The 24,904-nt window shown below is 66.0% G+C and carries 28 protein-coding genes and 1 riboswitch; of the genes, 9 read left to right on the forward strand and 19 right to left on the reverse strand.

What is annotated here, in order from left to right; genetic code table 11:
* Positions 1-1,344, reverse strand: a complete 1,344-nt coding sequence (locus tag EG854_RS13220) for an MFS transporter (RefSeq protein ID WP_241153121.1) — start codon at positions 1,342-1,344, stop codon at positions 1-3.
* A 292-nt stretch (positions 1,345-1,636) separates the two neighbouring features.
* Between EG854_RS13220 and ftrB the strand changes: the two genes are divergently transcribed.
* Entirely contained in the window at positions 1,637-2,422 is a 786-nt protein-coding gene (gene ftrB, locus EG854_RS03990) for a transcriptional activator FtrB (RefSeq protein WP_123286433.1), read from the forward strand.
* On the opposite strand, the gene moaA is transcribed toward ftrB, so the two are convergent.
* Positions 2,423-3,415 (reverse strand): GTP 3',8-cyclase MoaA, encoded by a 993-nt coding sequence (moaA, locus tag EG854_RS03995; RefSeq protein WP_123286434.1) that lies wholly within the window; start codon positions 3,413-3,415, stop codon positions 2,423-2,425. It abuts the gene before it with no gap.
* A riboswitch (molybdenum cofactor riboswitch) is annotated at positions 3,407-3,541 on the reverse strand. (Overlaps the previous gene by 9 nt.)
* A gap of 258 nt (positions 3,542-3,799) precedes the next feature.
* Between moaA and modA the strand changes: the two genes are divergently transcribed.
* Genes modA through modC form a run of 3 tightly spaced genes read left to right on the forward strand, consistent with a single transcriptional unit; the run spans position 3,800 to position 6,276 of the window.
* On the forward strand, positions 3,800-4,507 hold the full coding sequence (gene modA, locus EG854_RS04000; protein WP_206423372.1) for a molybdate ABC transporter substrate-binding protein: 708 nt from the start codon (positions 3,800-3,802) through the stop codon (positions 4,505-4,507).
* 9 nt (positions 4,508-4,516) lie between these two features.
* Positions 4,517-5,212 (forward strand): molybdate ABC transporter permease subunit, encoded by a 696-nt coding sequence (gene modB, locus EG854_RS04005; RefSeq protein ID WP_123286436.1) that lies wholly within the window; start codon positions 4,517-4,519, stop codon positions 5,210-5,212.
* Positions 5,212-6,276, forward strand: coding sequence for a molybdenum ABC transporter ATP-binding protein (modC, locus tag EG854_RS04010; protein WP_123286437.1), 1,065 nt, complete (start codon positions 5,212-5,214; stop codon positions 6,274-6,276). The genes modB and modC overlap by 1 nt, the downstream gene beginning before the upstream one ends.
* Positions 6,277-6,282: 6 nt before the next feature.
* Here modC and EG854_RS04015 read toward each other — a convergent pair whose 3' ends face one another.
* The 6 genes from EG854_RS04015 to EG854_RS04040 all read right to left on the reverse strand — a co-directional run bounded on the left by EG854_RS04015 (position 6,283) and on the right by EG854_RS04040 (position 12,549).
* Positions 6,283-7,467 (reverse strand): NnrS family protein, encoded by a 1,185-nt coding sequence (locus EG854_RS04015; protein ID WP_123286438.1) that lies wholly within the window; start codon positions 7,465-7,467, stop codon positions 6,283-6,285.
* A gap of 88 nt (positions 7,468-7,555) precedes the next feature.
* On the reverse strand, positions 7,556-7,858 hold the full coding sequence (locus EG854_RS04020; protein WP_123286439.1) for a chorismate mutase: 303 nt from the start codon (positions 7,856-7,858) through the stop codon (positions 7,556-7,558).
* Entirely contained in the window at positions 7,855-8,757 is a 903-nt protein-coding gene (gene ubiV / locus EG854_RS04025) for a ubiquinone anaerobic biosynthesis protein UbiV (protein WP_241153122.1), read from the reverse strand. Before ubiV ends, EG854_RS04020 begins: the two co-directional genes overlap by 4 nt.
* 8 nt (positions 8,758-8,765) lie before the next feature.
* Entirely contained in the window at positions 8,766-9,722 is a 957-nt protein-coding gene (ubiU, locus tag EG854_RS04030; RefSeq protein ID WP_123286441.1) for a ubiquinone anaerobic biosynthesis protein UbiU, read from the reverse strand.
* Between the two features lie 53 nt (positions 9,723-9,775).
* Positions 9,776-10,366 (reverse strand): ubiquinone anaerobic biosynthesis accessory factor UbiT, encoded by a 591-nt coding sequence (gene ubiT, locus EG854_RS04035; protein ID WP_123286442.1) that lies wholly within the window; start codon positions 10,364-10,366, stop codon positions 9,776-9,778.
* On the reverse strand, positions 10,291-12,549 hold the full coding sequence (locus tag EG854_RS04040; RefSeq protein WP_123286443.1) for an adenosylcobalamin-dependent ribonucleoside-diphosphate reductase: 2,259 nt from the start codon (positions 12,547-12,549) through the stop codon (positions 10,291-10,293). The genes ubiT and EG854_RS04040 overlap by 76 nt, the downstream gene beginning before the upstream one ends.
* Before the next feature lie 200 nt (positions 12,550-12,749).
* Here EG854_RS04040 and ric point away from each other — a divergent pair, with 200 nt between their 5' ends.
* Complete coding sequence (ric, locus tag EG854_RS04045) at positions 12,750-13,394, forward strand: iron-sulfur cluster repair di-iron protein (protein ID WP_123286444.1); 645 nt, start codon at positions 12,750-12,752, stop codon at positions 13,392-13,394.
* Positions 13,395-13,400: 6 nt separating this feature from the next.
* Here ric and EG854_RS04050 read toward each other — a convergent pair whose 3' ends face one another.
* From EG854_RS04050 to EG854_RS04080, 7 genes are all read right to left on the reverse strand, one after another.
* On the reverse strand, positions 13,401-14,588 hold the full coding sequence (locus EG854_RS04050; protein WP_123286848.1) for a molybdopterin molybdotransferase MoeA: 1,188 nt from the start codon (positions 14,586-14,588) through the stop codon (positions 13,401-13,403).
* A complete protein-coding gene (moaC, locus tag EG854_RS04055) occupies positions 14,585-15,061 on the reverse strand; it encodes a cyclic pyranopterin monophosphate synthase MoaC (protein WP_123286445.1) in 477 nt (158 codons plus the stop codon). The genes EG854_RS04050 and moaC overlap by 4 nt, the downstream gene beginning before the upstream one ends.
* The gene (moaB, locus tag EG854_RS04060; RefSeq protein ID WP_123286446.1) at positions 15,058-15,597 is read right to left on the reverse strand and encodes a molybdenum cofactor biosynthesis protein B; all 540 of its coding nucleotides are present in this window, start codon (positions 15,595-15,597) and stop codon (positions 15,058-15,060) included. Before moaB ends, moaC begins: the two co-directional genes overlap by 4 nt.
* The gene (locus EG854_RS04065) at positions 15,597-16,067 is read right to left on the reverse strand and encodes a molybdenum cofactor biosynthesis protein MoaE (protein ID WP_123286447.1); all 471 of its coding nucleotides are present in this window, start codon (positions 16,065-16,067) and stop codon (positions 15,597-15,599) included. The genes moaB and EG854_RS04065 overlap by 1 nt, the downstream gene beginning before the upstream one ends.
* Before the next feature lies 1 nt (position 16,068).
* Positions 16,069-16,317 (reverse strand): MoaD/ThiS family protein, encoded by a 249-nt coding sequence (locus EG854_RS04070; protein WP_164461817.1) that lies wholly within the window; start codon positions 16,315-16,317, stop codon positions 16,069-16,071.
* A gap of 13 nt (positions 16,318-16,330) precedes the next feature.
* Positions 16,331-18,109, reverse strand: coding sequence for a pyridoxal phosphate-dependent decarboxylase family protein (locus tag EG854_RS04075; RefSeq protein WP_164461819.1), 1,779 nt, complete (start codon positions 18,107-18,109; stop codon positions 16,331-16,333).
* A 172-nt stretch (positions 18,110-18,281) separates the two neighbouring features.
* Positions 18,282-18,689 carry a ribonucleotide reductase subunit alpha gene (locus EG854_RS04080; protein WP_123286450.1) on the reverse strand — a complete coding sequence of 136 codons (408 nt, stop codon included), beginning with the start codon at positions 18,687-18,689 and terminating at the stop codon, positions 18,282-18,284.
* 661 nt (positions 18,690-19,350) lie between these two features.
* On the opposite strand from EG854_RS04080, the gene gmk reads away from it, so the two are divergent.
* Complete coding sequence (gene gmk / locus EG854_RS04090; RefSeq protein WP_123286452.1) at positions 19,351-19,992, forward strand: guanylate kinase; 642 nt, start codon at positions 19,351-19,353, stop codon at positions 19,990-19,992.
* A gap of 4 nt (positions 19,993-19,996) precedes the next feature.
* Here gmk and EG854_RS04095 read toward each other — a convergent pair whose 3' ends face one another.
* From EG854_RS04095 to EG854_RS04110, 4 genes are read right to left on the reverse strand one after another with little or no spacing between them, the layout of a single operon-like run.
* Positions 19,997-20,425 (reverse strand): VOC family protein, encoded by a 429-nt coding sequence (locus EG854_RS04095; RefSeq protein WP_123286453.1) that lies wholly within the window; start codon positions 20,423-20,425, stop codon positions 19,997-19,999.
* 17 nt (positions 20,426-20,442) lie between these two features.
* Positions 20,443-20,919: an SRPBCC family protein gene (locus EG854_RS04100; protein ID WP_123286454.1), complete on the reverse strand. Its 477-nt coding sequence runs from the start codon at positions 20,917-20,919 to the stop codon at positions 20,443-20,445.
* A 1-nt stretch (position 20,920) separates the two neighbouring features.
* The gene (locus tag EG854_RS04105) at positions 20,921-21,421 is read right to left on the reverse strand and encodes an SRPBCC family protein (RefSeq protein WP_123286455.1); all 501 of its coding nucleotides are present in this window, start codon (positions 21,419-21,421) and stop codon (positions 20,921-20,923) included.
* Positions 21,405-21,752, reverse strand: coding sequence for an ArsR/SmtB family transcription factor (locus EG854_RS04110; protein WP_123286456.1), 348 nt, complete (start codon positions 21,750-21,752; stop codon positions 21,405-21,407). The genes EG854_RS04105 and EG854_RS04110 overlap by 17 nt, the downstream gene beginning before the upstream one ends.
* 152 nt (positions 21,753-21,904) lie before the next feature.
* On the opposite strand from EG854_RS04110, the gene EG854_RS04115 reads away from it, so the two are divergent.
* The 3 genes from EG854_RS04115 to EG854_RS04125 are packed head-to-tail and all read left to right on the forward strand — an operon-like array spanning position 21,905 to position 24,819.
* Complete coding sequence (locus EG854_RS04115) at positions 21,905-22,387, forward strand: nuclear transport factor 2 family protein (RefSeq protein ID WP_123286850.1); 483 nt, start codon at positions 21,905-21,907, stop codon at positions 22,385-22,387.
* Positions 22,387-23,118 carry a DNA repair protein RecO gene (gene recO / locus EG854_RS04120; RefSeq protein WP_123286457.1) on the forward strand — a complete coding sequence of 244 codons (732 nt, stop codon included), beginning with the start codon at positions 22,387-22,389 and terminating at the stop codon, positions 23,116-23,118. The genes EG854_RS04115 and recO overlap by 1 nt, the downstream gene beginning before the upstream one ends.
* A 51-nt stretch (positions 23,119-23,169) precedes the next feature.
* Positions 23,170-24,819 (forward strand): M28 family metallopeptidase, encoded by a 1,650-nt coding sequence (locus tag EG854_RS04125; RefSeq protein ID WP_164461821.1) that lies wholly within the window; start codon positions 23,170-23,172, stop codon positions 24,817-24,819.
* Positions 24,820-24,904: the final 85 nt, after the last annotated feature.

Here is a 24,904-nt window from a genome sequence, read left to right on the forward strand (position 1 = left end):
CTAGTTCGGACGGGTGGATGAGGCGGCGGCGGTTCGGTCGGGACCGACGCCGGCCAGCTCGGGGAATTCGGGCAGGGTCGCCAGCATCGGGGAGCGCTGACGCTCCATCCGGCGGACGGCGAAATGCATCCAGACGAGGGCGGTGAGGACCAGCAGGAACAGCAGCATGAAGCAACTGGTCCAGACGCCGGTCAGGTCGTTCAGTACGCCAAAGACTATGGGCAGGATGAAGCCGCCAAGGCCGCCGATCATCCCGACCAGACCGCCGACCGAGCCGACGTGGTCGGGATAGTAGACGGGGATGTGTTTGTAGACGGCTGCCTTGCCGAGGCTCATGGCGAAGCCGAGCACGAAAACCACAGCGGTGAAGACCGGTAGGCTCATCGCCAGGCGGAAACGGATCGGCCCGTCGATGCCGTCGACTACGTAGGTCGTCGCCGGATAGGCGAGAATGAAAGCGCAAACGACGCTGATGAGAAAGGTCAGGTACATGACCTTGCGGGCGCCGATCCGGTCGGACAGCCAGCCCCCGAACACCCGGAACAGCGAGCCGGGGATCGAATAGGCCGCGGCCAGCATGCCGGCAACGCCGATGCCCACACCATAGGCTCCGGTCAGATAATGCGGCAGCCACAGGGCGAGCGCGACGAACCCGCCGAAGACGAAGAAATAGTAGAGCGCAAACCGCCAAACCCGAAGGTCTTTCAGCGGCTCAAGCTGCATCCAGGCCGCCACAGGCTTCTGGCCCGTCCGCCGGCGCTCGATCAGCTGGGGCTCGTCGCGGGTCAGAAAAAAGGCCGCGAGAGCGATGAGGAGCAGGGCCCCGGCCCAGACCTGGGCCACGGCTTCCCAGCCCAGCGCCAGCATGACGAAGGGGGCCGCGAATTTGGTTACCGCCGCGCCGACATTGCCCGCGCCGAAGATACCCAGGGCCGTGCCCTGCCGACCGGCCGGGAAGAATTTCGAGACATAGGCGACGCCGACTGCAAAGGCCCCGCCTGCCATGCCGACGCCGAGGGCAGCGATCAGGAACTGGGGGTAGGTTTCAGCGTAGGAGAGAAGGAAAGTCGCCGCCGCCGCCAGAGCCATGACGATCAGGCTGACCCTCCGCCCGCCGAATTGTTCGGTCCAGACGCCGAGAAACACGCGCGCCAGCGATCCGGTCAGAATGGGGGTTCCGACCAGCAGGCCGAACTGCGCCTCGGTCAAGCCCAGGTCGGCCTTGATCTGAACGCCGATGATCGAAAAGATCGTCCACACCGCGAAGCAGGCCGTGAAGGCAAAGGTGCTGACCCACAGGGCCGACGCCGCGCCGGGTGCTGCTGTTTCAGAGGTGGATGCCACCTGCGTCTGCTCCATGGAATGCCGCCGCTTGCCGGCTGAGGTTCCATTAGACCTAGCGCGCCCTTGGCATGCGTTATTTGACGTTTATCAATCCTATGCTTGGTGAAGTTGGAACATGCGTACTGGAATGAGGGATAATTACAGTAACGTGATAATGTAAAGGCGCAGAGTTAGCGCGCTTATCTTCCTTGCTTGATATTGGTCAAGCCATCCACTAGTCGGAGATGGGGGTGGAGCATGCGAACCCGGCCAGTTCAGAATCTCGCTCTCGAATCGCTTGAGGAAAAACACGATGACGATGCGCCCCGCAGATCTTGACCGCGTCCGCGCCCTTCCTCTGTTTGAACGCGCCGCGCCGGAAGTTTTCCGGGACGTGACCGGCGGCGCATTCCTGCAGCGCTTCCCTGCCGGGACCACCTTGCTGATGGAGGGCGACAGGGTCGACTTCCTCTATGTGCTGCTTGACGGGGCGGTCGAACTTCAGGGCTCCTGGAAGGAGAAGGAAACGACCCTCGCCCTCTTGCGACCGGTTTCGACTTTTATTCTGGCCGCAGTAGTCCTTGACGCCGACGCCCTGATGTCAGCGCGAACCCTGGAGCGGTCGGAGATCCTGATGCTGTCCGGCGAGGCTCTTCGCCGCACCATGAGGCAGGATGCCGACTTCAGCTTTGCTGTGGCCCAGGAACTCTCGGGTTGCTACCGCGGCCTCGTGCGGGCCGTGAAGAACCAGAAGCTCCGGGGCGGTGTCGAACGTCTGGCCAACTATCTGATTACCCAGAGGGTGCGCCAAGGGATGTGCGATCCCATCGTCCTGCCCCACGAGAAGCGGGTGCTGGCTTCTCTGCTCGGCATGTCTCCCGAGAACCTTTCCCGCGCCTTCGCCAGTCTGTCCAGCTACGGCGTTTCTGTGCAAGGCGCCGAAGTCGGCATCGGCCGGCCCGAGGCCCTCGAGCGGCTGGCGCGGCCTCATCCGCTGATCGACAATCACATGCCGCCACCGACGGAGAACATCGGCAAGGCTGAACGTGAGCGGTGGAGCTCGCAGACGGGACGGACCTGCGGCTCCGTCCTGGGCTGATCAGCCCCCAAGTTGGGCCAGATTCCTCAGGTCGCCGGAGCGGCCCAATGCGAGGTTGTGGCCTGCGGACTTGCCTCCCAGGGAGGACATGATGCGCTGGGTCAGCGCCTCTCGATCATCGTCATCCTGCAGCAGATCGCGCAGGTCGACGCCGCCGTCTCCGAACAGGCACAGGCGCAGCTTGCCCCGCGCCGTGACGCGAAGGCGGTTGCAGCTGTCGCAGAAGCCGGGCGCATAGGGCGCGATCAGGCCGATGGCGCCAGTGTGGTCGGGGTGGCGATATTCCAGCGCCGGCCCGGCGTCAAAGGCGCGCTCCGACGGGGTCCAGCCATTCTGGTCCAGCCAGTCCCGCAGGCCCTGGGCCTTGACGTGATGGCGCGCGAAATACGCGTCGTTGTCCGTCGTCTTCATCAGCTCGATGAACCGGACGGCCACGGGCCGATCACGCACGAAGCGCGCCCAGCCGTCAAACCCGGCTTCCGCCGTCTCGCGCAACAGGACAGCGTTGACCTTCACAGCCGAGTAGCCCGCCGCCAACGCCAGGTCCAGGCCCGCCAGGACCTGGTTCAGTTTGTCGTGGCCGGTGATCTCATGGAACGTCTGAGGATCGATCGAATCGATGCTGACGTTGATATGGCTGAGACCGGAGGCCCGCCAGTCGGTCGCATGACGGGCCAGGTTCCAGCCGTTCGTGGTCATGGCAACCTTGGCCACACCCGGCGCGCTCGCAACGGTCTGGATGATGGCGTTGAAGTCCTTACGGACAGTGGGTTCACCTCCGGTCAGGCGAACCTTGCTGAGTCCCAGATCGGAAAACCCGGCGACCAGACGACCAATCTCGTCGACCGTCAGGAACGACAGGGGGCCGGTCTTTTTCCACCCGTTCGGCAAACAGTAGGTGCAGCTGAAATTGCAGACCTCTGTCACCGACAGGCGAAGGTAGTGGAACCGGCGGCCAAAGCCGTCAGTGATTTTGCCGGCGTCGAACGCCATGGAAGCCCCTTTCCAAACACGGGAGGCGGAGGGATTTCTCCCGCCGCCCTCGATCCTTGCGGATCCGGCTGCCGAACCTTGGCGCTGTAGAGCTTTAGGTCGGGCCGCTCGGAGCGAACTCGTGAAGATTTGTACCTGATCACCCCGTCATACCCCATGACGCGAGCCCGCCCCGGCCTTGATGAAGATCAATCGGGATCGATACACGCCGGGGATGTCGACAGACCCGGCCATGCTAATCAGAGTCGGCAGACCGGAGCGGTCGGCCCAGAAGGAGGCGCATCAATGGCGGAAGAGGGGGCAAGCATTGACCGACGAGCCGGGCTGTTGCTTCTCGCAGCCACGGCGCTGGTCGCGTGCTCGCCCCGCCGCGTAGACCCATCGTTGATCGACCTGTTCGCTGCCGCCAGTCTGCGTGAGGTGCTGGACGCCGTCGTTGCCGACTATCGCCGCCGCTTCGGCAAGACCGTGCGGGTGACCTATGCCGGAAGCGGTCAACTGGCCCGACAGATCGCCCAGGGCGCACCGGCGGATCTGTTCATTGCGGCTGATGAGGCGTGGATGGACTGGCTGGACCAACGCGGCCTGATCGAGACGTCCGCCCGACGATCCCTTGCGTCCAACCAGTTGGTGCTGATTGCGCCGGTGGCCGCCTCAGACGATCCGGTGGACCTGACAGCCCCAGCTGCGATCGCCGCGCGGCTGGGGGAGGGGCGCCTGGCCATGGCCGAAACCGCCGTGCCGGCGGGCCGCTATGGGCAGGAGGCTCTCATTCACCTGAACCTGTGGCCGGCGGTCAAGGATCGGCGGGCCCCCGCCGACGATGTCCGGGCGGCGCTAGCCATGGTCGCTCGCGGCGAGGCGCCGCTGGGTCTGGTCTATGCGACCGACGCCCGGGTCGAGCCACGGGTCCGGGTCGTAGCGACCTTCCCCACGGGAAGCCACGCGCCGATCGTCTATTCTGCGGCGCCGGTCCGGCCACTGGACGGAGCCGGCGACCCCGAGGGTGCGCGGGCCTTTCTGGGCTTCCTGGCCGGCACTCAGGGACAGTCCGTTTTTCGGCGCTTCGGCTTCGCGCCCGTCCCTGTCTGAGCCGCCCCGATGTTCTCGCTCAGCCCCGAGGAACAGCAGATTATCGGACTGTCGCTGAAGGTCGCCGCCACAGCGACGGTGTTCAGCCTGCCGCCGGGCGTCGCCCTGGCCTATCTGCTGTCGCGGGCTGACTTTCCCGGCAAGGCCCTGCTGTCGGGCCTTACCCATCTGCCCCTGATCCTGCCGCCGGTCGTCACCGGCTACGCCCTGTTGCTGCTGTTCGGCCGCAACGGGCCGCTGGGGCGTCTGCTGGACCCATTGGGGATCGTGTTCGCCTTCGACTGGACGGGCGCGGCCCTGGCCGCGGCGGTCATGGGCTTTCCCTTGATGGTGCGGGCGATCCGGCTGTCGTTCGATCTGGTTGATTCCCGGATTGAACGCGCGGCCGAGACCCTGGGAGCCAGACCCTTGATCCGCTTCCTGACCATTACCCTGCCGCTCGCGCTACCCGGCGTAGCGGCCGGGGCGGTGCTGGGCTTCGCCAAGGCGCTCGGCGAGTTCGGGGCCACCATCACCTTCGTGGCCAACATACCCGGAGAGACGCGCACCCTCCCGCTCGCCATCTACAGCCTGATCCAGGTTCCCGGCGGCGAGGCCGCCGCGCTGAGATTGGTCTTCATCTCGGTCGGGGTTTCGATCGGCGCCCTGTTGATCTCGGAGTGGGGCGCGCGGGCCGCGACGCGGCGCCTGGCAGGAATGGGCTGATGCTCGACGTTTCCGCCCATATCGTCCGTGGCGACTTCGCGCTCGAGGTCAGCTTCTCGAGCGACGCCCGCATCACCTGTCTTTTTGGCCGCTCCGGCGCGGGCAAGACGACAGTGGCCGAGGTCGTCGCCGGCCTTGTCCGCCCCTCGTGCGGCCGGGTGATGCTGAACGGGGAGGCCCTTCTTGACAGCGACACCGGTCAGTCGGTCCCGGTCTGGAAACGACGCATCGGCTATGTGTTCCAGGACGCGCGGCTATTTCCGCACATGACGGTTCGGGACAATCTGCTTTACGGCCCCCGTCGATCAGGCGATCCGGATCCTGCTCTTGATGAGGCGGTGGCCTTGTTGGGTCTCGAAGGTCTGCTCGAGCGCGGCCCGAGTTCGTTGTCCGGCGGCGAGGCCCGGCGGGTCGCGATCGGACGGGCCCTGCTCAGCCGTCCCCGTCTGCTGATCCTCGACGAGCCGCTGGCCGGATTGGACGGCGCCCGGCGCGGCGACATTCTGCCCTATCTGGATCGACTGGCTCGAGAGGGGCCTCCCATCCTCTATGTCAGCCATGCCGTAGAAGAGGTCGCCCGCCTGGCCGATCGCGTGGTTCTGGTCAGTGACGGCCGAGCTGTTGGTGCCGAGCCTCCCGATGCCGCGTTCGATCGTCCGGAGGCCGAGGCCGCCGCCGGGCTCACCGCGCCCTTGTCCGTTCTCGACGGGCGGGTCATAGCGCACGATCCCGAAAGAGACGCCACCCGCGTCGACCTGGCGGGGACCGCGTTTCTCGCCCCGCTCCTCCATGTGGTCCCCGGCGATCGCTTGCGAGTCGTTGTCGACGCGCGGGAAGTCGCTCTTGCCCTGACCGATCCTGTCGACGCCAGTTTCCAGAACCGGCTTCCGATGGAGGTCGCCGCGCTGGAGGTCCGGAGCGATGGAGTCCTCGTTCGACTTGAGGCAGGCGGGCTGAGGATGAAGGCTCTGGTTACCCGGCAAGCGAGCGAGCAGCTGGGACTGGCCCCAGGAAGGCGCGTGATCGCACTGGTGAAGGCGACCGCTGCCGCCCGCTACGCCTGATCACCATCATCTGCGATCCGGCCGGGGTAACAGCAACATGGGAGCATAGCCGATCGCGAATGTCAGAAAGGCCGCTGACCAGAGTGTTGCCGAGGCGATCAGCAACGGCTGATAGATGTCCGGGATCAAGCCCCCCACGACTCGGGTTAGCGCCGCAGCATTGACCAGTACATAGATCAGAACCTCGACCTTGCCGGCGTTCAACGGCCGACCCGTATGGCCGCGACTGGCGCGAGTCATGATGGCGAGCGTCATGACGCCGATTGCGCCCGCTGTCAGGGCGTGAACACCGACAGTGGGGGGGACCAGTCCGGGCGCGGCCGCTGACAGCCCCGTGAGAAAGAGGCCCGCAGCCAGCCACAGGTAGCCAAGGTGCAGAATCCACACGAGGGGTTCCGCTGCCGTGGCATCACCGCGCCACCGGATCAGCCGGAGCAGGTTCAATCCTCCCGCCGACAGCATGAGGGCACCCGCCAACGGGTGGGCCGGCGCGATGCCCCATGCGATGAGGCCCACAGCTGTGACCGCCAGGGTCACGGCGTCGAACCGGCCGACGACAGCCGGCAATGGTCCGCCGCGCCTGATCTGCCAGTTGCGGGTGAAGCTCGGGGTAACCCGACCCCCGATGACCGCGATCAGCATGGCCACGACTGCAAGACCCAGGCGGGTGGACAGGTTTGCGACGCCGCCGGCGCCTGACTCGAGGTGAAATCCGGCATTGGCGAGGGCAAATATGGTGACCATGAGGGCAACCGGTACATTGCGCCAGTTGCGCCCAGTCAGCACCTCCCGCCAGACCACGAAGGCCATGGCGAACAGGAACAGACCGTCAACCATCAAGGGCCAGATTGCCGCCGCCAGATTGGCGTCGAGGGCCATGGCCAGCATGGCACCCCGGCCTGCCAGCCACAGGCCGAACAGCAGGGCCAGCGGCGTCCCCACGACCGGCAGGCGACCCGTCCAGTTGGGCACGGCGGTGAGCAGGAAGCCGACGACGATCCCGCCCGTATAGCCGAACAGCATCTCGTGGACATGCCAGCTCAGCCCGACAGGTCCGCCGCTGAGAAAAGCGTAAAGCCAGAGCGGTGCGGCGATAGCCGACCACAAGGCCGAAAACAGATAGAAGGGGCGCAGACCAATGCTGAAGATGGCGGGCCCGCGATGGGCGCGGATGGCAGCGGCGGTGTTCATAGGGACTCCGGGACGACGATGCGACCTGTGAATAGAGGACCCGGGCGTAGACCTGATTGACGGACCGGATGCTGCGACCTGCACTTCGTCAAGTCGATGGATCAGTCTTTTCAGCACAGGCAATGAGCGTCTTCTGAGACTCGGCCGAACGCTCGAGAAGCTCGCGCCAGACCGGAATTGCGATCGCTTCGTCCAGCCCGCAACGCCGTGCTGCCGACTGGACGCGGGTAAGGATGGCGGCGATCCGGACAGGATCCCGGGCACTGTCCGGCCCCGTCTTGAGTGTGGCGATGACCGCGACCTGGCGCTGGCGGGCTGCGACCAACCGCACCAGGGCGGAATCGATCCGGTCTATTCTGGCCCGCCGGGCCTCCAGTTCGGTCGTGTTCATGCCGCGACACCCCCACGCCCCCAGCGAGCGCCGGCCATGCCGTGTAGATAGCCGCTGACCAGGGGTCCGGGCGGGCCAAGAGGCTCGATTTTCAACGCAAGTTCCTCTGCCATGATCCGCCCGGTAGAGAATTCGAGGAACAGGTTGGAGACTGCGATCATGTCCAGACTGTGCGGCGATAGTCGCAGGACCGAGACGCCGGCTTGCTTGAGCGCTTCAAGCTCAACATCAACCAGCTGACATCCGTGCGACAGGGTTTGCAGTCCGTTGATGGCCAGAAAATCCTTACCCTCGATGGTCGCGACATCCATTCCGTCAGGATGGTGATCGCAGACATAGCGGCAGGCGTCCCGGTGCAGGCCCTCCATCCGAGCCTGGGCGCAGCGGCTCGACAGGGCCAGCGGCAGACGACCGAAGGCGAAGAGCTCGAGTTCGAGCCCGGGACAGGCTTGCGCGATTTCGGCGATCGAGGTCAGGGGGAGTTCGATGTTGGCGCACAGACGCACACAGCCCATCCGCACCAGCTCCGCCGCCGCGGGGGCGCTGTAGACGTTCAGCAGCGGGCCGGCGACAAACGGGGCTGGCGCCCGGCTCCAGACCGCTGACATGTCCCCGGCCTCGATGAGATGATCGGGATCCGCAGCGAGCTCAGCCGCCAGCCGGCGCTCCCTCGGCGTGGAGGGGATAGCAAGGGTCGACCAGATCACGGTCTTGCCCGCCGCCTCCAGCCGATCTGCTGCGCGCGCCAGGACGTCCTGCAGCGGGGGCTGACGCTTTCCACACACCACCTCGCCGAGATAGACCGTCCCCACCGGTGCCTCGTCGGCGATCCGGGCATAGAAGGCTTCGACCTGTTCCGTCGGCCAGTTGAACAGCAGGGGTCCGATCGCCAGTTCCATCGAACCCCTCATCGCCAGCGTTTCCGATAGGCCCCGGTCGTCTCCCGTGCGCCTTCAGCGAGGTCACCCAACAGGGATTCATAGGGGGCTGGAGATTCCCCTCGCGCGATGGCGTCGATCGCCGCCCGAAAGGCGGCGGTGACGCGGGACACATAGGCGCGTCCTCTCTGTCGTCCCTCAATCTTGACGGCCGTGACCCCGGCCGTGGCGAGTCCGGCCAGCAGGCTCATGGCGTTCAGACTGACCGGATCCTCGAACAGATAGCCCGGCTCATCGGAGCCGCCGCCCCGGAATCGGCCCTTGCAGAGGGTCGGATAGCCGCCGACCTGGCCCGCTGGCAGCCGGTCAATGGCGAAGCCGGACAATCGCGTCGTGCGCTCGCCGTGGTCGTCGCTGAAACTCACCGCCTCGGGCGGCGAACACACCCCTGACAGGTTCGGCGATCTTCCCGAGGCATAGGAGGACAGGGCGCAGCGGCCCTCGGCCATTACGCATAGTCCGCCGTAGACGAAGGCTTCGGTCTCGACGGAAATTTCCGGTGTCAAACTCCTGATTTCCTCGACGCTGAGGACACGGGGCAGAACCACCCGTTTCACCCCGTATTCACGAGCGTAAAAGGCGATCGCTTCCGGCGTCCCCGCCGCAGCCTGCACCGACAGATGAAGCCGCGTGTCCGGATGGTTGGCGCGCAAATGAGACAGTACGGCGAGGTCTGCGGCGATCACCGCGTCCACACCGGCCGCAACAGCGGCGTCAGCTGAGGCCCGCCACACATCGGTGGCGTCGGCACGGGCAAAGGTATTCAGCGCCAGCAGGACCCGGGCGTCGCGCTCGTGTGCCCAGTCGGTCGCAACGCGCAGTTCCTCGGGGGAGAAGTTCAGACCCGGGAAATTTCGTGCATTGGTCTCGTCGCGGAAGCCGCAGTATACGCTGTCCGCGCCAGCCTCGATCGCCGCTCTCAGCATGGCTGGCGAACCAGCTGGGCACACTAATTCCAGCCCTGAAGCCGCACGTCTGTTCACGGGTAGGCCTCGACTGGGCGCCAGTGTCCGGCGATCGACAAGGCGGTCTGCAGCAGCGGATCCAGCTGGCGTGGCAAGCCCAGGATATCGGCCATCGTCAACTCCGACGCTTCGAGCGCATTGTGCAAAGCCAGGATGGCGACGGTATCGCCATTGACGTCGATCCGGCGCTGGAAAAAGGCGCCGTCGGCATCTCGCCGACCGTCAAACAGGGACAACAGCGTCAGCAGCGGACCCCTTATGCAAGCCGACGTCTCGCCGGGATCTGCATTGGAGCGGACCACCCGGATGGACCCGGCGGTGCCGTCCGGCCGCATCTCAAAGGCGAAGGGCAAGCCGTCAGGCATAATGCGTATGGTAGCCCGACGGACTTCACCCAACCGATCGAACGCGTCAGGCTGACGACGCGCCACCCCCCGAAGGGAAGCCGTCAGCAGGACCTCCACAGGCCGCCGCGAGCGATACAGGAGTTCAGTCCACCCATGACTCGACGAAGAGCGACGCAGAGGTGCTATCCGCATCGGGAATAGCCGCAGTCGAGGCAGCTGTCGCAGCCTTCCTTGCGAACAAGACCCGGCGTGCCGCATCGCGGACAGGCCGTGGGAGCAGGCGCTGCAGCGGTCGCTGGGCCGGGGTCCTGTACAGGCGCGGCTTCAGGCGCAGAGGCGCCGTCACCGGCCGAGAGGTTCATGTGACGCTCGATCACCGCTCCAATGGCGGCCGGTAGGGACGGCGTATAGCGCCCCTCCATCCAGGCCCCGCCGCCCGGGTCGAAGACCGCCTTGAGTTCTTCTGCCACAAAGGAGACGTCGCCACCCCGCCGGAAAACAGCCGACACCATCCGGGTAAGGGCGACGGTCCAGGCATAGTGAGCCATGTTCTTGGAGTTGACGAAAATCTCCATCGGACGCCGCTCGCCTCCGGGCTCGTCGTTGGAGTCATTGATCGTCACATAGACGGCGTGCGCGTCCAGCGGCCAGCGCACCTTGTAGGTCGCACCCTCCAGCCGCGCAGGCCTCGGCGTCAACACTGGCCCGACCGGAACGGTCTCGTCTGACGGCGACGGCTCGACGCTCAGGACCGAGCCGGTGATGGCATTCGGCCGATAGGTCGTCAGACCCTTGCAGCCCAGACGATAGCCCTGCCGATAGACATCGGAGAAGGCGTCGAAGGCTATATCTTCGGGGCAGTTGATGGTCTTGGAGATGGAGCTGTCGATCTGGGCCTGGGCCGCCGCCTGCATCCGCAGATGATGCTCCGGAGTCAGGGTCTGAGCGGTGACAAAGGCGTCGCCCGGCGCGCTTTCCAGCGGAGCGCCCGCTCCCATGATCCGCTTCCAGAGCGTCAAGGCGTAGTCCTCCACGGCTTCCTCGCGCTTGCTGCCATCCGGCTGCAACACCTTGCGGGTGTAAGTGAAGGCGAACACGGGCTCGATTCCGGACGACACATTCCCCGCCAGGAGAGACGTCGTTCCCGTGGGAGCGATCGAGGTCAGGCAACCGTTGCGCAGGCCGTGCCGGGCAATCAGGTCGCGTGTCTCGGGATCCAGTACCGCGAGGTTTGGCCGATCCAGCATAGCCGGATCATAGAGGGGGAAGGCGCCCTTCTCGGCTGCCAGCTCGGCCGAGGCGCGATAGGCCTCCCGCCGGATCAACCCCAGCCACTGTTCCGTCAGGGCCACGGCCCTGTCCTCGCCATAGCGGGCGCCGCAGAAGATCAGGGCGTCGGCGAGCCCCGTCACGCCAAGGCCGAGGCGGCGCTTGGCCCGGGCCTCTTCTTCCTGCGCCGGCAGGGGGAAGCGGGAGACGTCAATGACATTGTCCAGCATCCGCACCGCCGTGCGGGTGAGAGCCGCCAGCTCGACTTCATCCATGGCGGCGCCGGGATCGAACGGAGAAGAGACCAGACGGGCCAGATTGATGGACCCCAGCAGGCAGGCGCCGTAGGGGGGCAGCATCTGCTCGCCGCAAGGATTGGAGGCCGAGATCACCTCGCAATGGGCAAGGTTGTTCGCCGCGTTGACGCGGTCGATGAAGATCACCCCCGGCTCGGCGGCGTCATAGGTGGCCTGCATCAGGCGATTCCACAAATCTGCCGCCCGAACGGTGCGCCGCACCTCGCCACCGAACACCAGAGGCCAGTCCGCGTCGGCGTCCAGGGCGGTCATGAAGGCGTCGGTGACCAGCACAGAGAGGTTGAAGTTCCGGAACCGGACCGCATCCCGCTTGGCGTCGATGAAGGCCTCGATGTCCGGATGGTCAATCCGCAGGCAGCCCATCATCGCCCCGCGCCTTTGGCCGGCAGACATGATGGTGCGGCACATGGAATCCCAGACGTCCATAAAGCTGAGCGGGCCCGAGGCTTCCGCCCCGACGCCCCTCACCGGCGCACCGGACGGCCGCACCGTGGAGAAGTCCATGCCGACGCCGCCACCCTGCTGCATGGTCACCGCAGCCTCGCGCAGGTGCAGGAAGATGCCGTCGAGGTCATCGGGCACTGTGCCCATGACGAAGCAGTTGAACAGGGTGACGGCGCGGCCAGTGCCCGCCCCCGCGAGAATCCGTCCAGCGGGCAGGAAGCGGTAGTCTTCAAGCGCGTCCCGAAAACGGGCGCGCCAGCGACCGCGCAACTTTGCAGGTTCGGCTTCAGCGAGCGCGGTCGCGACCCGGTCCCACGTGGCCTCAACGGTCGCATCTCCGGCCCCGTCGTTCGGCCGGAAACGATATTTCTTGCTCCAGATCTCACCCGCCAGCGGACTATCGAACGCCATCTCTGCACCCCTTCAAATTTGGAGTTCAGATTCGCCGATTCCGTGCGGCACGGGGAAGGGTGGCAGGGGTGTCGCGCACCCGGACCGGCATCAATGCGAGGCTTGACTGACGTCAAGCCCTGGCCCGCTGCGACGCCTTACGAAGACCCGATCATCACGCTCGCGCATGGGAGCGCGAAAGGAAGAGGACACTCTGGAACATGTCGCTTGAACATCTTTCCGTCGGCGAGATCGCTGTCATCCTGCCGGGAGCCACGACGGTCTTTCGTCGCCACAAAATCGACTTCTGTTGCAAGGGCGACGTCTTGCTTGCCAAGGAAGCGGAGAGCCGAGGCCTCGATCTGTCGGCGCTTGAGGCGGAGCTCCACGCTCTGGAAGCGCCGGGAGACCACGCGCCCGCCGAGACAGCCGACCTGATCGCCCACATTGTTGAGCGCTATCACAAGGTGCACCGGCGGGAATTCCCCGAGGTCATCGCCTTGGCCCGCCGCGTCGAGTCGGTTCACCGCGACAGGGCCGACTGCCCGCACGGGCTGGCCAACCTGCTTTCCGACATGTTCGATGATCTCGAAGACCATCAGCACAAGGAGGAGGCAGTCCTGTTTCCAGCGATGCTCAATGGCATTGGTCCGGCCCTGTGTGGCCCGATCTCCCGGATGATGCAGGACCACGATGACCTGGGGGCTTTGCTGGCTTTCATGGCGGAGCTGACCGACGACTTCGTCGTGCCGGACGGGGCGTGCGCTACCTGGCGTGCTCTGTATGCCGGGTGCAGCAAGCTGGATATGGACCTGCGCGAGCACGTCCACCTGGAGAACAATATCCTTTTCCAGCGCTTCCTCTGAGCGGGTTCAGAAGTCCAGAACGAGGGCGGTGTCCCCGGCGTCGAGAGCTGTAGCGCCGGGGCGCCGCCGGATCAGTACATCCGCAGTCGCCAAGGCCATCTGGGTCGCAGAGTCCTGGACAGACAATGGCGCGACACCGCCTCCGACCAGACGGCCGCGCTCAAAGGTCTCCCGATCTCCGCAGGGTTTCAGCGGCGCAGTCAGGGTCATGTCCCGCCAGCTCAGTAGCGCGCTCGGATCTCTCCCCGCCAGACCGGCGACCAGTGGCGCCATGAACAGACGGGCCGTCACCAGCGCTGAGGTGGGATTGCCAGGCAGACCCAGGACCAGCTTCCCGCCTGCCCGCCCGAACCAGACCGGCTTGCCCGGTTTGATGGCCACCTTGGAGAAGATCATTTCCAGTCCGAGCGGGGTGAACATCGAGCGGGCGTAGTCCTTCTCGCCGACGGACGCACCGCCCGTGACCACCACCAGATCGGCTTCGTCGAGCGCGCGGCGGGCAGCAGCCCCAAGGAGTTCAGGCGTATCGGTCAGGCGGCGGCGATCAACCACCTCACCCCCGCATTGCCGCGCAAGGGCGGCGACGCCGAACGAGACGCTCTCCGGAATGCTGCCGGGCGTCTCCAGAGCCTGCCCTGGTTCGGCCAGTTCATCCCCGGTGCCGAGGATGACTATGCGCGGGCGGCGTACGACCGACAGCGTGGTGACGTCAGCGGCTGCAGCGGTGACCATGGCGCGAAAACCGAGGGCCGTCCCCGCGCGGAGCAAGGTATCACCGGCCCTGAAGTCCGACCCCGATGCGCGGATGTGCTTGCCCGGTCCGGGCGTCACCTCGAACACGGCCATGTCTCCGTCGCGGCCGACAATCTCCTGGACCACGATCCTGTCGGCCCCGTGGGGTACGGGTCCGCCGGTAAAGACCCGGGCGCAGGTTCCGCCAGGCAGGACCGGCACGTCGGCTCGCCCGGCGAAGGCAACGGTGGTGATTGGCAGTCGGGCCGGAAAGGTCCCAAGGTCGACGTCTCGCACGGCGTAGCCGTCCATCGCCGATACAGCAGCGCGCGGGGCGTCGCCGCGGGCCCGCAGATCGACGGCCAGTACCCGGTCGGCGGCGGCGCCCAGCGCCACCGTCTCGCATGGCAGGGGACGGGCTTCGGTCAGGACCAGAGCGACGGCGGAGTCGAAATCAATCACGACGCGGTCCAATCGCCCGATCGTCCGCCCGACTTGGACAACAGCCGGACCTGGCTGATGACCATGCCCCGGTCAGCCGCCTTGAGCATGTCGTAGAGGGTGAGGCAGGCGACGGAGACGGCGGTCAGGGCCTCCATCTCGACGCCGGTCGGTCCCGAGACACGCGCCTCCGCCGTAACGATGAAGCCGGGCAAGGCTTCGTCGAGATCGATCTTCACCGAGACCTTGTCGAGGCCGAGCGGGTGGCACAACGGGATCAGGTCCGCTGTGCGCTTCGCCCCCAAGATCCCGGCCAGTTCGGCGGTCGTGACCACTGCACCCTTGGGTGCGTGGTCATCCTGGACCAGCGCAAGTGTGGCAGGCGCACAGATAACCCGGCCTTCAGCCACAGCCCGCCGTGCCGTCGGCGTCTTGTCGCCCACGTCGACCATGTGCACGCGCCCGCCGCTGTCCAGATGGGTCAGGGCGCTCACGGGCAGATGCCCCGGAAACGCGGGATCTGGCCCACCAGGGAACAGGGCCGGAAGCGGCTGTCTAGCTCTTCCGCCAGCACCAGGTCCCAGGCGTCGCGGCACGCCCCGGTCGAACCGGGCACGCAGAAGATGAAGGTGTCCTCGGCCTGTCCCGCGAGCGCCCGTGATTGAAGGGTCGCCACGCCGACCGTGCCCAGGCTGGCGAGGTGGAAGACCACGGAAAAACCCTCAAGCTCACGTCGGAACAGCGGCTTCACGGCCTCAGGCGTCACGTCACGCGGTGAGAAGCCGGTACCGCCCGTGGTCAGGACGACGTCGACATCCGGGTCCTGGACCCAGATCTTGAGCTGGCTGCGGATGGCATCCACCTCATCGTGAACGATGGCCTTGCCCTTCAGCACATGGCCCGCCGTGGTCAGGCGTTCGACCAGGGTGCCGCCCGAGGTATCAGTCGTTTCATCGCGGGTGTCCGAGATGGTCAGCACCGCGATGTTGAGCGGGTGAAATGGCAGCGTCTCGTCAATTCTTCCGGCCATCAGGGGGTCTCGTCCTTCCAGCGCGCCAGTGCGGCGCGATCTTCGTCAACGGGTTCGATCCAGCGTGTGCCGGAAGGGCCGGTCTCGCGTTTCCAGAATGCGGCCTCGGTCTTGAGCCTGTCCATCAGATAGTCCGCCGCCGCGAAGGCTTCGCGACGGTGGGCAGCGGCGGCCGCGACGAAGACGATAGTCTCGCCGGGGACGATCTCGCCGCATCGATGGACCACGACCAGATCCGTAACCGGAAAGCGCGCTGCGACGGCTTCGGCGATATCCTGCATCGACCGCTCGGTCATGCCCGGATACCAGTCGAGCGTAAGGGTTTCGACGAACGAGCCGTCCTTGCCAGTGCCCCGGGCAAGGCCGGTGAACGTGACCACGGCACCGTCGCCCGTGCGGCCGGCGAGAAAGGCCTCAAGCTCCGCAGGGGCGGACAGGGGCGTGCTGATGAGCCTGACGTCGAGGGCCAACTCAGCCCCCCGAAAACAGGGAAAAGAACGCGATCTCCTGACCCGGGCGGGCGAGGGAGTCCTCACTGACCACAACCATGTCGACCGAGGCGCGGACGTCGGGGCGCAGCAGGGCGTCTGCCGCGACCTCGTCGCGCTCGGCCAGCAGGTTGCGGATCTCACGAACCGTAAGGCCCTCGCTCGGCAGGTCGAAGCTCCCTTCAGGGCCCAGACGTTCGCCGACCCGGCCGAAGAACAGGATAGGGGTCATGGTCGTCTCCATTTCAGGCTGCCTTTGCTTCGTCGGGGCCAGCCAGGGCTCGGCGCAACTCCTCAATGAAGCGAGGCAGCAGGTCGTGCCGCACCGAGGAGTCAGACCAATAGGGGTTCATGAAGACGCAGCGGATCACCAGCATCCCGGCATCACCCTCGGATCGGTCATTATAGCCGCCATGGCCGCTGAGCAGATTGGCGATGAGTGCGGCGTTGTCGGCACCAAGTGTCGTCTTGGACACGGCGAAATGCGGAGATCTCTGGAAATGATCAAAGACAGCCTGGGTACGGACGTTGGAATGGCTCAGCGCCTCGCCGGCTCGAGCCAGCGAGAAGCAGGCGATATTGCTGTCGGCGGGCAGGAAACACGCTTCCGGGACAGCTTCCCGTACGGCGGCTTCGAAAGCCTGGCGGGTCTCAACCGTAGTGGCCATCAGAGCCCCGAGGCCGTCCGCGCCGAAGCCGAGGGTTTCCGCCGTCAGCCAGGTCGCCGCGGCGCCTGCCGCCGACCGCGACCCTTCCAGAGTGGACGACCACTTTCCGTCGCCAAGTTCCGGCCGGTCCAGATAGGGAGCGTCAAAGGCGGAGACGGCGTAATGTTCGGCGTCCGGCGTCAGGAAGGCTCCGCAGGCATAGGGCACATAGCCCAGCTTGTGCGGGTCGATGGTGATCGAATCCGAACGTCCCATGGCCCGCAGTGCGGCGGCCGTCTCCGGGGCCAGGGTTGCTTCTGACGGGCCGTCCAGCATGGCCCGGAGAAAGCCGCCATAGGCCGCATCGACGTGGCGCCAGATGCGCCAACCCCGCTCCGCCCGCCACAGGTCCAACCGGTCATAGAGGCGATCGAGGGGATCAATGGCCCCTGTCTCGGTGGCCCCGGCCACGGCGACAGCCATAAGGATCGGTCTCCCATCAGCCTGGGCGCGCTCCACCTGACGTTCGAAATTGGCGAGGTCCAGGTGACCGCCCTTGTCCAGGGCCACGCTCCAGATCGCCTCTCCGCCGAGGCCGAACACGTTGGCGGACTTGCTCCAGGAATAGTGCCGGTTTCCGGGAACAAGCATTATCGGTCCTCGATAATCCCGTCCTGACGCCCGACTGATCCGACGCCAGACATCGCCCGGATTGGACGCCGCCGCGCTACAGGACTTCAGGACATCGTCCGGGACGCCGTAAAGAGTCTGCAGGTGGCGGAACTGGTTCCAGCCCATATGGGCCGCCGCGAAGGGGTCCAGGGGTGCACCGTCGGTTTCGGAAATATGCAGCGCCAGTGCCAGCCAATGATCCAGTCTGTAGCGCGCGCGCCAGACGGCCTCGAAGTTGGCGACCGTCCCACCGGAGGTGAAATGCCCCTGGGCCTGCGCGGGATCATAGCCCAGCATGCCGGCCAGGGCGGCGATGGCCTCGGTCTCGATCACGCTGCCGACGCGACTGGCGTCGCGCGAACTGTTGTTGGGATTGTGTAGCATGGCCGCGAACCAGCCCAGCAGACCCGGCAGGGACAGATCAGCCTTCATGTGGGCGATGTAGCGGGGAGAAAAGGTCGGGGTCTCCGCCGTCAGGGCATCGCAGAGTGTCAGCAGCCGGCGTCCGAGCCGATCGCCCTCGTGCAAAGGAGCACCGGAAGCGGGCGCCGCGTCATTGGAAGCGCTGTCCTCAAAGCGACCGGATCGCCAGCGGAACCAGTGGTCGAGGGTCGCGTCGATCTCGTTGCGTAGACGGCGCTCACCTTCCGATCGCGCTCCTGGAAAATAGGAACTTACGAGCTCGCGCGACGGATCAGCGGTCATCGGAACGTGGGTTGCCTCTCTGCCCGGGCCGGGCTGGTCCGCTGGATTTACAACCTCCGTTGTCAAAACGAATTGGCATCCATCAAGTGCCCGGACGACCCCCATCAAAGACCCGGGGCGCCCTCAGCGCCAACCACGTCTCGTGGCGGCCTGCACATGCAATCATCCCAGCTCAGGCGATCTCAAGGAAGTCGCCGTCGGGTCCATAGGCCGCGAAGCCGCCAATACGGCCGTCGCGCACGGCCTGGACCATGGTCTCCAGGGCGAGGTCGATTCGGGCCTTGTCAGGCGGACGTCCGGCTTGTCCGGACAGGCTCGCGGCGAACACGACGCTCCAGGGCGGGCCGGCCTCCTCAGCCTCCGAGACGAGCGCCTTGAAGTCCGGCAGGTCGCGCGGGGCCTTGTCGACGCACATCAGTGGCCCGAGCGCGCCTCCCTTTCCTGATCGAAAGCGTGCCTCCTGCTCCGGCGTGGCCCTGTCGGGCAGTTCGGCACCGGCAAAGACGAATAGCAGGCGCTGCGGTTCCGGCTCGGCGGCGGCGGCGGCGAGGAGTTGCTGGAAGTGCTCATTGGGGTTCATCGGACAGACGTTACGACAATCAGGTCCTTCGTGTCTCGCAGGCTCGAAGCTTTCATGAGTTACCTTTGCGGTCGCGGGGTCCGTCGCCCGGGCAGCGATGTGGTGACCCCCGGTCGTCACAGAAGGATTGTCGGCCGATCGTCAGGGACGATCCACCACAGCCACGAAGCGATCCAGAGGCACCGCTGATCCCGGGAACGGCATCGGTCAGCGACCCGAGCATGGCTTGCTCTGGTCAACCTGGAGAAGCCCGTAGCACGCTGAGTACGACGGAGGGGACTGGTAGCGACTTGCCTTGAAGGTGGTCAGCGGCTCCTCTCAGGCCTTCCAGCGCCTCGGGCCAGAGCTTCTCTCGCTCCGCTGCCTCGAAGTTCATCTCCAGGGAGCATGCGAGTTCATGGGCGAGAATGATGATGAGGTCGGTGGTCATTGTGGTTCCTCTGAACGAAAGTGAGCGGAGAGCAGGGCCCCTTGCGACACGGCCCGGTTTGCGGTGTCGCCGTCGGCGCCCTATTGGGTGAGCAAGGCGTGTGGCGCGCACGGAATCGCCGTTCGCATCCTTCAGCCAGGAAGCCATCTTGCTGTGGGTCTGGTGTGGGTGCGAATTCGGTGAGTTCCAAAAACTGACTTTTAAACAATGCGCTGTGGATTAGGATTCAGAATGTCGAATGACCGTATGCCCCGCCGCGGCGTCCTGCTGATCGTGGCCAGCCCGTCGGGCGCGGGCAAGACCTCGCTGTGCCGGCGGTTGATGGCCGATCACGGGGGGCTGGAGCTGTCGGTCAGCATGACGACGCGGCCGATCCGTCCGGGCGAACAGGCGGGGCGGGACTATCACTTTGTCGACGAGGCCGAGTTTCAGCGCCTGATTGAGGCCGATGCCTTTCTCGAATGGGCCAATGTTCACGGCAATCTGTACGGCTCTCCGCGCGCGCCGGTCGACCGGGCGCTGGCCGAGGGCCGCGACGTCCTGTTCGACATCGACTGGCAGGGCGCGCGCGAAGTGGCCCGCCGCTGTCCCGAGGACGCGGTGCGGGTGTTCATCCTGCCGCCCAGCCTTGAGGAACTGCGCCGTCGTCTGGTGACCCGCTCGCAGGATGCGGAAGAGGTCATCGACCGCCGCATCCGCAACGCCAAGGGTGAGATCGAGCACGCCACCGAGTTCGACTATGTGTTCGTCAACGACGACTTCGACCGCTCCTATGCGGAACTGGCCCACATCTATCATGCGGAGCGGTCGCGCCGGTTTCGCAACGTCTGGGTCAGCGGCTATCAGCAGGCTTTGCTGAACGAGAAGGTCTGACGCCTCAGGCCGGCAGGTCCGGATTGGTGTTGATCATCCAGGGAATGCCGAAACGGTCGATGAGGCTGCCGAAGCCCGGCGACCAGAACGACTCCCCGAAGGGCATCACAACCTTGCCCCCCTCGGACAGGGCGTCGAACCAGCGACGGGCCTCGGCGACGTCATGGGTGTGCAGGGTAACGTCGAAGCCGTTCTTCGGCTTGTCGATGCCGGGAGCCCACTGGACATCCATATCGGCGCCCATGATGGCCTGATCCCCGATTTGCAGCCAGCCATGCATCAGCCAGTCTTTCATATGCTCCGGCACTCCCATGTCGGGCGGCCCGTCGCCGTAGGGCATGGCGGCGGTGATCTCTCCGCCGAGAACCCTGGCGTAGAATTCGAAGGCCTCGCGGCATTGGCCGCGGAAGCTGAGGCTGGTCACGATCTTCATGGTGGTGTCCTTCCGTTTTAATCCCTGTGGGCGGCCAGCCAGGCCTCAAGCCGGTCGGTCGTGCTGGTCCAGCCATGGCGATGGCCGGTCAGGCTCTGTTCGGACTTCAGGCCCGCGTGGGTGAGGTCCATGTGGGTCTTGCCGTCGTCGGTGTCGCTGAACACCACGGTCACGAGCGTGTCGGCGGGCGGGCCGTCCTCGTGGCTCTCGTCCCATTTGAAGGTGAAGACGAGGCGTTCGTTCTCGACGATCTCGAGATAGATGCCGCCCTGCCAGAGCTCCTCGCCCGTTTCGACCGAGCGCAGGCATTTGCGCCACTCGCCCCCCACGCGGAAATCCTGGGTGGCGCTGATGGCCGGCCATTCGACCGGGCCCATCCATTGAACGGCCATCTCGGGGCGGGTCCAGGCCATCCAGACCAGCGGGCGGGGCGCGTCGAACACCCGCGTAATATGCAGGGTGGGGCGGGTCGCAAGATCGTCGGTCACGGCCATGTCAGAAGGTCTTCACCAGCTCGGCCAGCTGGTCGGCGCACTGAGCCCAGCCGTCGTGGAAGCCCATTTCCTCGTGCTGCTTTTTCGTGGCCTCGTTCCAGTGATGGGCGGTGGCCGTGTATTTTGTGCGGCCGTCGGGCAGGGGCTCCAGCTCGATGCGGCTGACCATGAAGGGCTGGCCGGCGGGCTTCCAGTCGGGCGTCAGGCCGTCGGTCGAGACGATGCGCCGGTTGGGGATGACCTCGAGGAAGACGCCGGTGTTCGGGAATTCCTGACCGTCGGGTGAGCGCATGATGAACTGTGTCAGGCCGCCGGGGCGGGGGTCACAGACCGCGTCGGTGATGGTCCAGGGTTTGGGGGCCAGCCATTGTTTGATCAGTTCAGGCTCGGTCCAGGCGCGGAAGATCTTTTCGGGAGGGGCGTCGATGATGCGCTCCAGCACGAGATCGAAGCTGTGGGCGGCGCCGTCGGTGTCGCACGGGTTATCAGTTTCGTTGACCATCGTCTTTGCCTTTCTGCAGATTTCTCAGATAGCTATCGAGACGATCAAACGAGGCGTCCCAGTAGCGGCGATAGTGTTCCAGCCAGTCGGCCACGCCCTTCAGCGCCATGGGTTCCAGCTTGGCCGGGCGCCACTGGGCCTCGCGGCTGCGGCTGATGAGGCCGGCCTTTTCGAGCACCTTCAGATGTTTCGACACGGCCGGCAGGCTCATGTCGAACGGTTCGGCCAGTTCATTGACGCTGGCCTCGCCCTCGCACAGCCGTGCCAGAATGGCCCGACGGGTCGGGTCGGCGAGGGCTGCAAACTTGGCGCTGAGGGGGTCGGGGGTCATGGCGGCTTTCGTGTGAAACTGAGGGGTTAAATATCCGGCAGCCGCCCATTTGTCAACCGGTCGGTTAAATGAAGCCGCACGAGCAGAATTCGGCGGGAGACAGGCAGGCCACATTGAGGGATGCTGGGGGCGTCCCTATGCTGGAGCCCGCCATGAAAACCATCCTCCTCATCGTCGCCGCCCTGACGCTTCTGACCGGCCCAGCGCGGGCCCAGAGCGAGGACCCGGGCGCAGTCATCGACGCCCTGCACCAGGCGGCGCGCGAGGCGGACGGTGCGGCCTACTTCGCCCTGTTCACCCCGGATGCGCGCTTCATCGGCACGGACGTGACCGAGCGCTGGACCGTGGCGGAGTTCGAAGCCTATGCCACGCCCTATTTCAGCCGGGGGCAGGGGTGGGACTATCAGGTCGTCAGCCGCGAGTTGTCGATCCTGCCGCTCGACTGCCGCTGCGTCGCCGTCTTCGATGAGGTGCTGGAGAATGCCAGCTATGGCACTGTGCGGGGCTCGGGCGTGCTGCGGTTGACCGATGACGGCTGGAAGATCGAGCAATATGTCCTCAGCTTTGCCGTGCCCAATGACGTTGCGCGCGATGTTGTCGCCGTGATCCGCGCCGGGGAAGCCGCTCGGCCCTGATGGAGTTCGAGGACGACGCCTTTGTGCTCTCGGCCCGTCCGCATGGCGATACGGGCGTGGTGGCTGACCTGCTGACCGAACATCACGGACGGCGGCTGACCTATGTCGCGGGCGGGGCCTCGCGGCGCATGAAGCCCTTTCTGCAGCCGGGGTCGCGAGTGCGGGCCGCGTTTCGCTCGCGCGACGACAGCCAGCTGGGTTCGGCCCGGCTGGAGCCGCGCGGCGAGGATATCAGCCGGCTGTTCGATTCACCGCTGGCCCTGGCGGGGTTGGCCGCTGCCACCGCTGTGGTGCAGGGCGCGCTGCCCGAGCGAGAGCCGGAGCCCGGCATCTTTGCGGCGATGGAGGCGCTGATGTCGGCCTTCGCCCATGATGCGGTCTGGCCGGCGGTGTTCATTCGCTTCGAACTGGGCCTGCTGGCCAGTCTGGGCTTTGGCCTCAATCTGGATGTGTGCGCGGTGTCGGGGTCGACGGACGATCTGGCCTGGGTCAGCCCGCGCACGGGCCGGGCGGTCAGCCGGACCGAGGGCGCGCCCTATGCCGAGCGGCTGCTGGGCCTGCCGCCTTTCCTGCTGGGCAATCAGGCGGCGGTCGTTGAGGGGGATGTCGGTCTGGGTCTGGCCCTGACCGGCCATTTCCTCGAGGCCTGGGTGTTCCATCCGCGTGACAGGCCGCTGCCGCCCGCGCGGGACTGGATGGTCGAGCGCTTGCAACGATCCGGCTTGTTGTAGGCGCGGTTGCGGGACTAGGGTCGCGCCGAAAGAAATCGGGGAAGTCACACCATGAGTATTCGTCGTCTCGCAGGCATGGGCGCGGCCCTGTCGTTGCTTCTGGCCGGAGGGCTGGCGGCCCCGGTGCTGGCCCAGTCGTCCGAGGATGCGCAGGTCGCGCGCCGGATGGAGGCCCATGTGACCTTCCTGGCCGATGATGCGCTGGAGGGCCGGGACACCGGCTCGCGCGGCTATGAGCTGGCGGCCCTCTACGTCGAGAGCCATTTCTTCGCGCTGGGCCTGACGCCGGCGGGCAATGCCGAGCGCACCAGCTGGCGCCAGCCGGTCAATTTCGCCGAGATCAGCCTGTCGGCCGGCCAGATGAGCTGGACCGTCCCGAACGGCACCGCCCACAGCTGGGATCACGGCGACGGCGTCGCCCTGATCCCGTCGCAGGTCGGTGAGGTGGCGCTGGATACCGGCTTCGTCTTCGTCGGCTATGGTCTGGATGTGCCCAGCCACGGTCTGGACGACTACGACGGGCTGGATGTCGAGGGCAAGGTCGTGCTGGCCCTCTATGGCATGCCCGAGGGCCTGCCCAGCGAACTGGCGGCCCACCTGGGGTCGGCCAAGGCAACGACGGCCTTTGAGCACGGCGCGGTCGGCTACATCATGATCCACTCGGCCGATACGCGGAATATCCCGTGGTCGGCGCTGATGGGGTATTTCGGGGAGCCCCAGACCCGCTGGGCGACCGCCGACGGAGTGCCGCAGAGCGATGCGCCGGGCATCAAGGTCGAGGGCTTCCTGTCGCAGCCGACGACGGCCATGCTGTTCGAAGCCGCCGGTCAGAACTTGACGGCCATTCAGGACGCGGCCGCTGCGGGGGCCTCGCCCAAGGGGTTTGAAATCCCGGGCGCGGCCAGCGTCAGCCTGACGGCCGAGGCTCGCTATTTCGAGAGCCCCAATGTGGTGGCCATCCTGCCCGGATCCGATCCGTCGGTCGCCGATGAAGTCGTGGTGGTCATGGGTCATCTCGATCACGTGGGCATTTCGGACGACGAGAGCGCCGAGGACCGCATCTCGAACGGGGCCATGGACAATGCCACAGGCATCGCCACCCTGATCGAGGTGGCCCGCGCGCTGTCGCTGTCGGATGAGCGCCCGCGCCGGTCGGTCATGTTCCTGGCGGTGACGGGTGAGGAACTGGGCCTGCTGGGCTCCAGCCGCTTTGCTGCCGATCCGACCGTGCCGCTGGAAGACATCGTCGGCGTGGTCAATCTGGACATGCCGATCCTGACCTATGACTTCGTCGATGTGGTCGCGTTCGGCGCCGATCACTCGACGCTGGGCGCCATCGTCGCCGAGGCGACGGCCGAGGTCGGGGTGGCGACGGTGCCCGACTACATGCCGGAAGAGAACCTGTTCGTGCGCTCGGACCACTATGAGTTCGTCAAGGCGGGCGTGCCGTCGGTGTTCCTGGCGACCGGACCGGGCGGCGAGGGGCGTGAGGCGACCGCGGCCTTCCTCGCGGACAACTATCACCAGGTCAGCGATGAGGTGGACCTGCCGTTCGACTGGAACGCCGCGGCCCGGTTCGTGCGGGTGAACACCTCGATCGCCCGGACCATCGCCGACGGCGAGGAGCGCCCCATGTGGTATGAAGGCGACGAGTTCGGTGACCTGTTCGACGCCGACGGCCCGCGCGCTACCCGCCCCTGAGCCGGGCGGACACCCGTCCGCACCGATTTGGGCCTAGACTGATCGAAGCGGCGGGCGATTCGTCCGCCGTTTCCCATTCGTATTG

This window comes from Brevundimonas halotolerans (genome assembly GCF_003730275.1).
GTDB lineage: Bacteria > Pseudomonadota > Alphaproteobacteria > Caulobacterales > Caulobacteraceae > Brevundimonas > Brevundimonas halotolerans.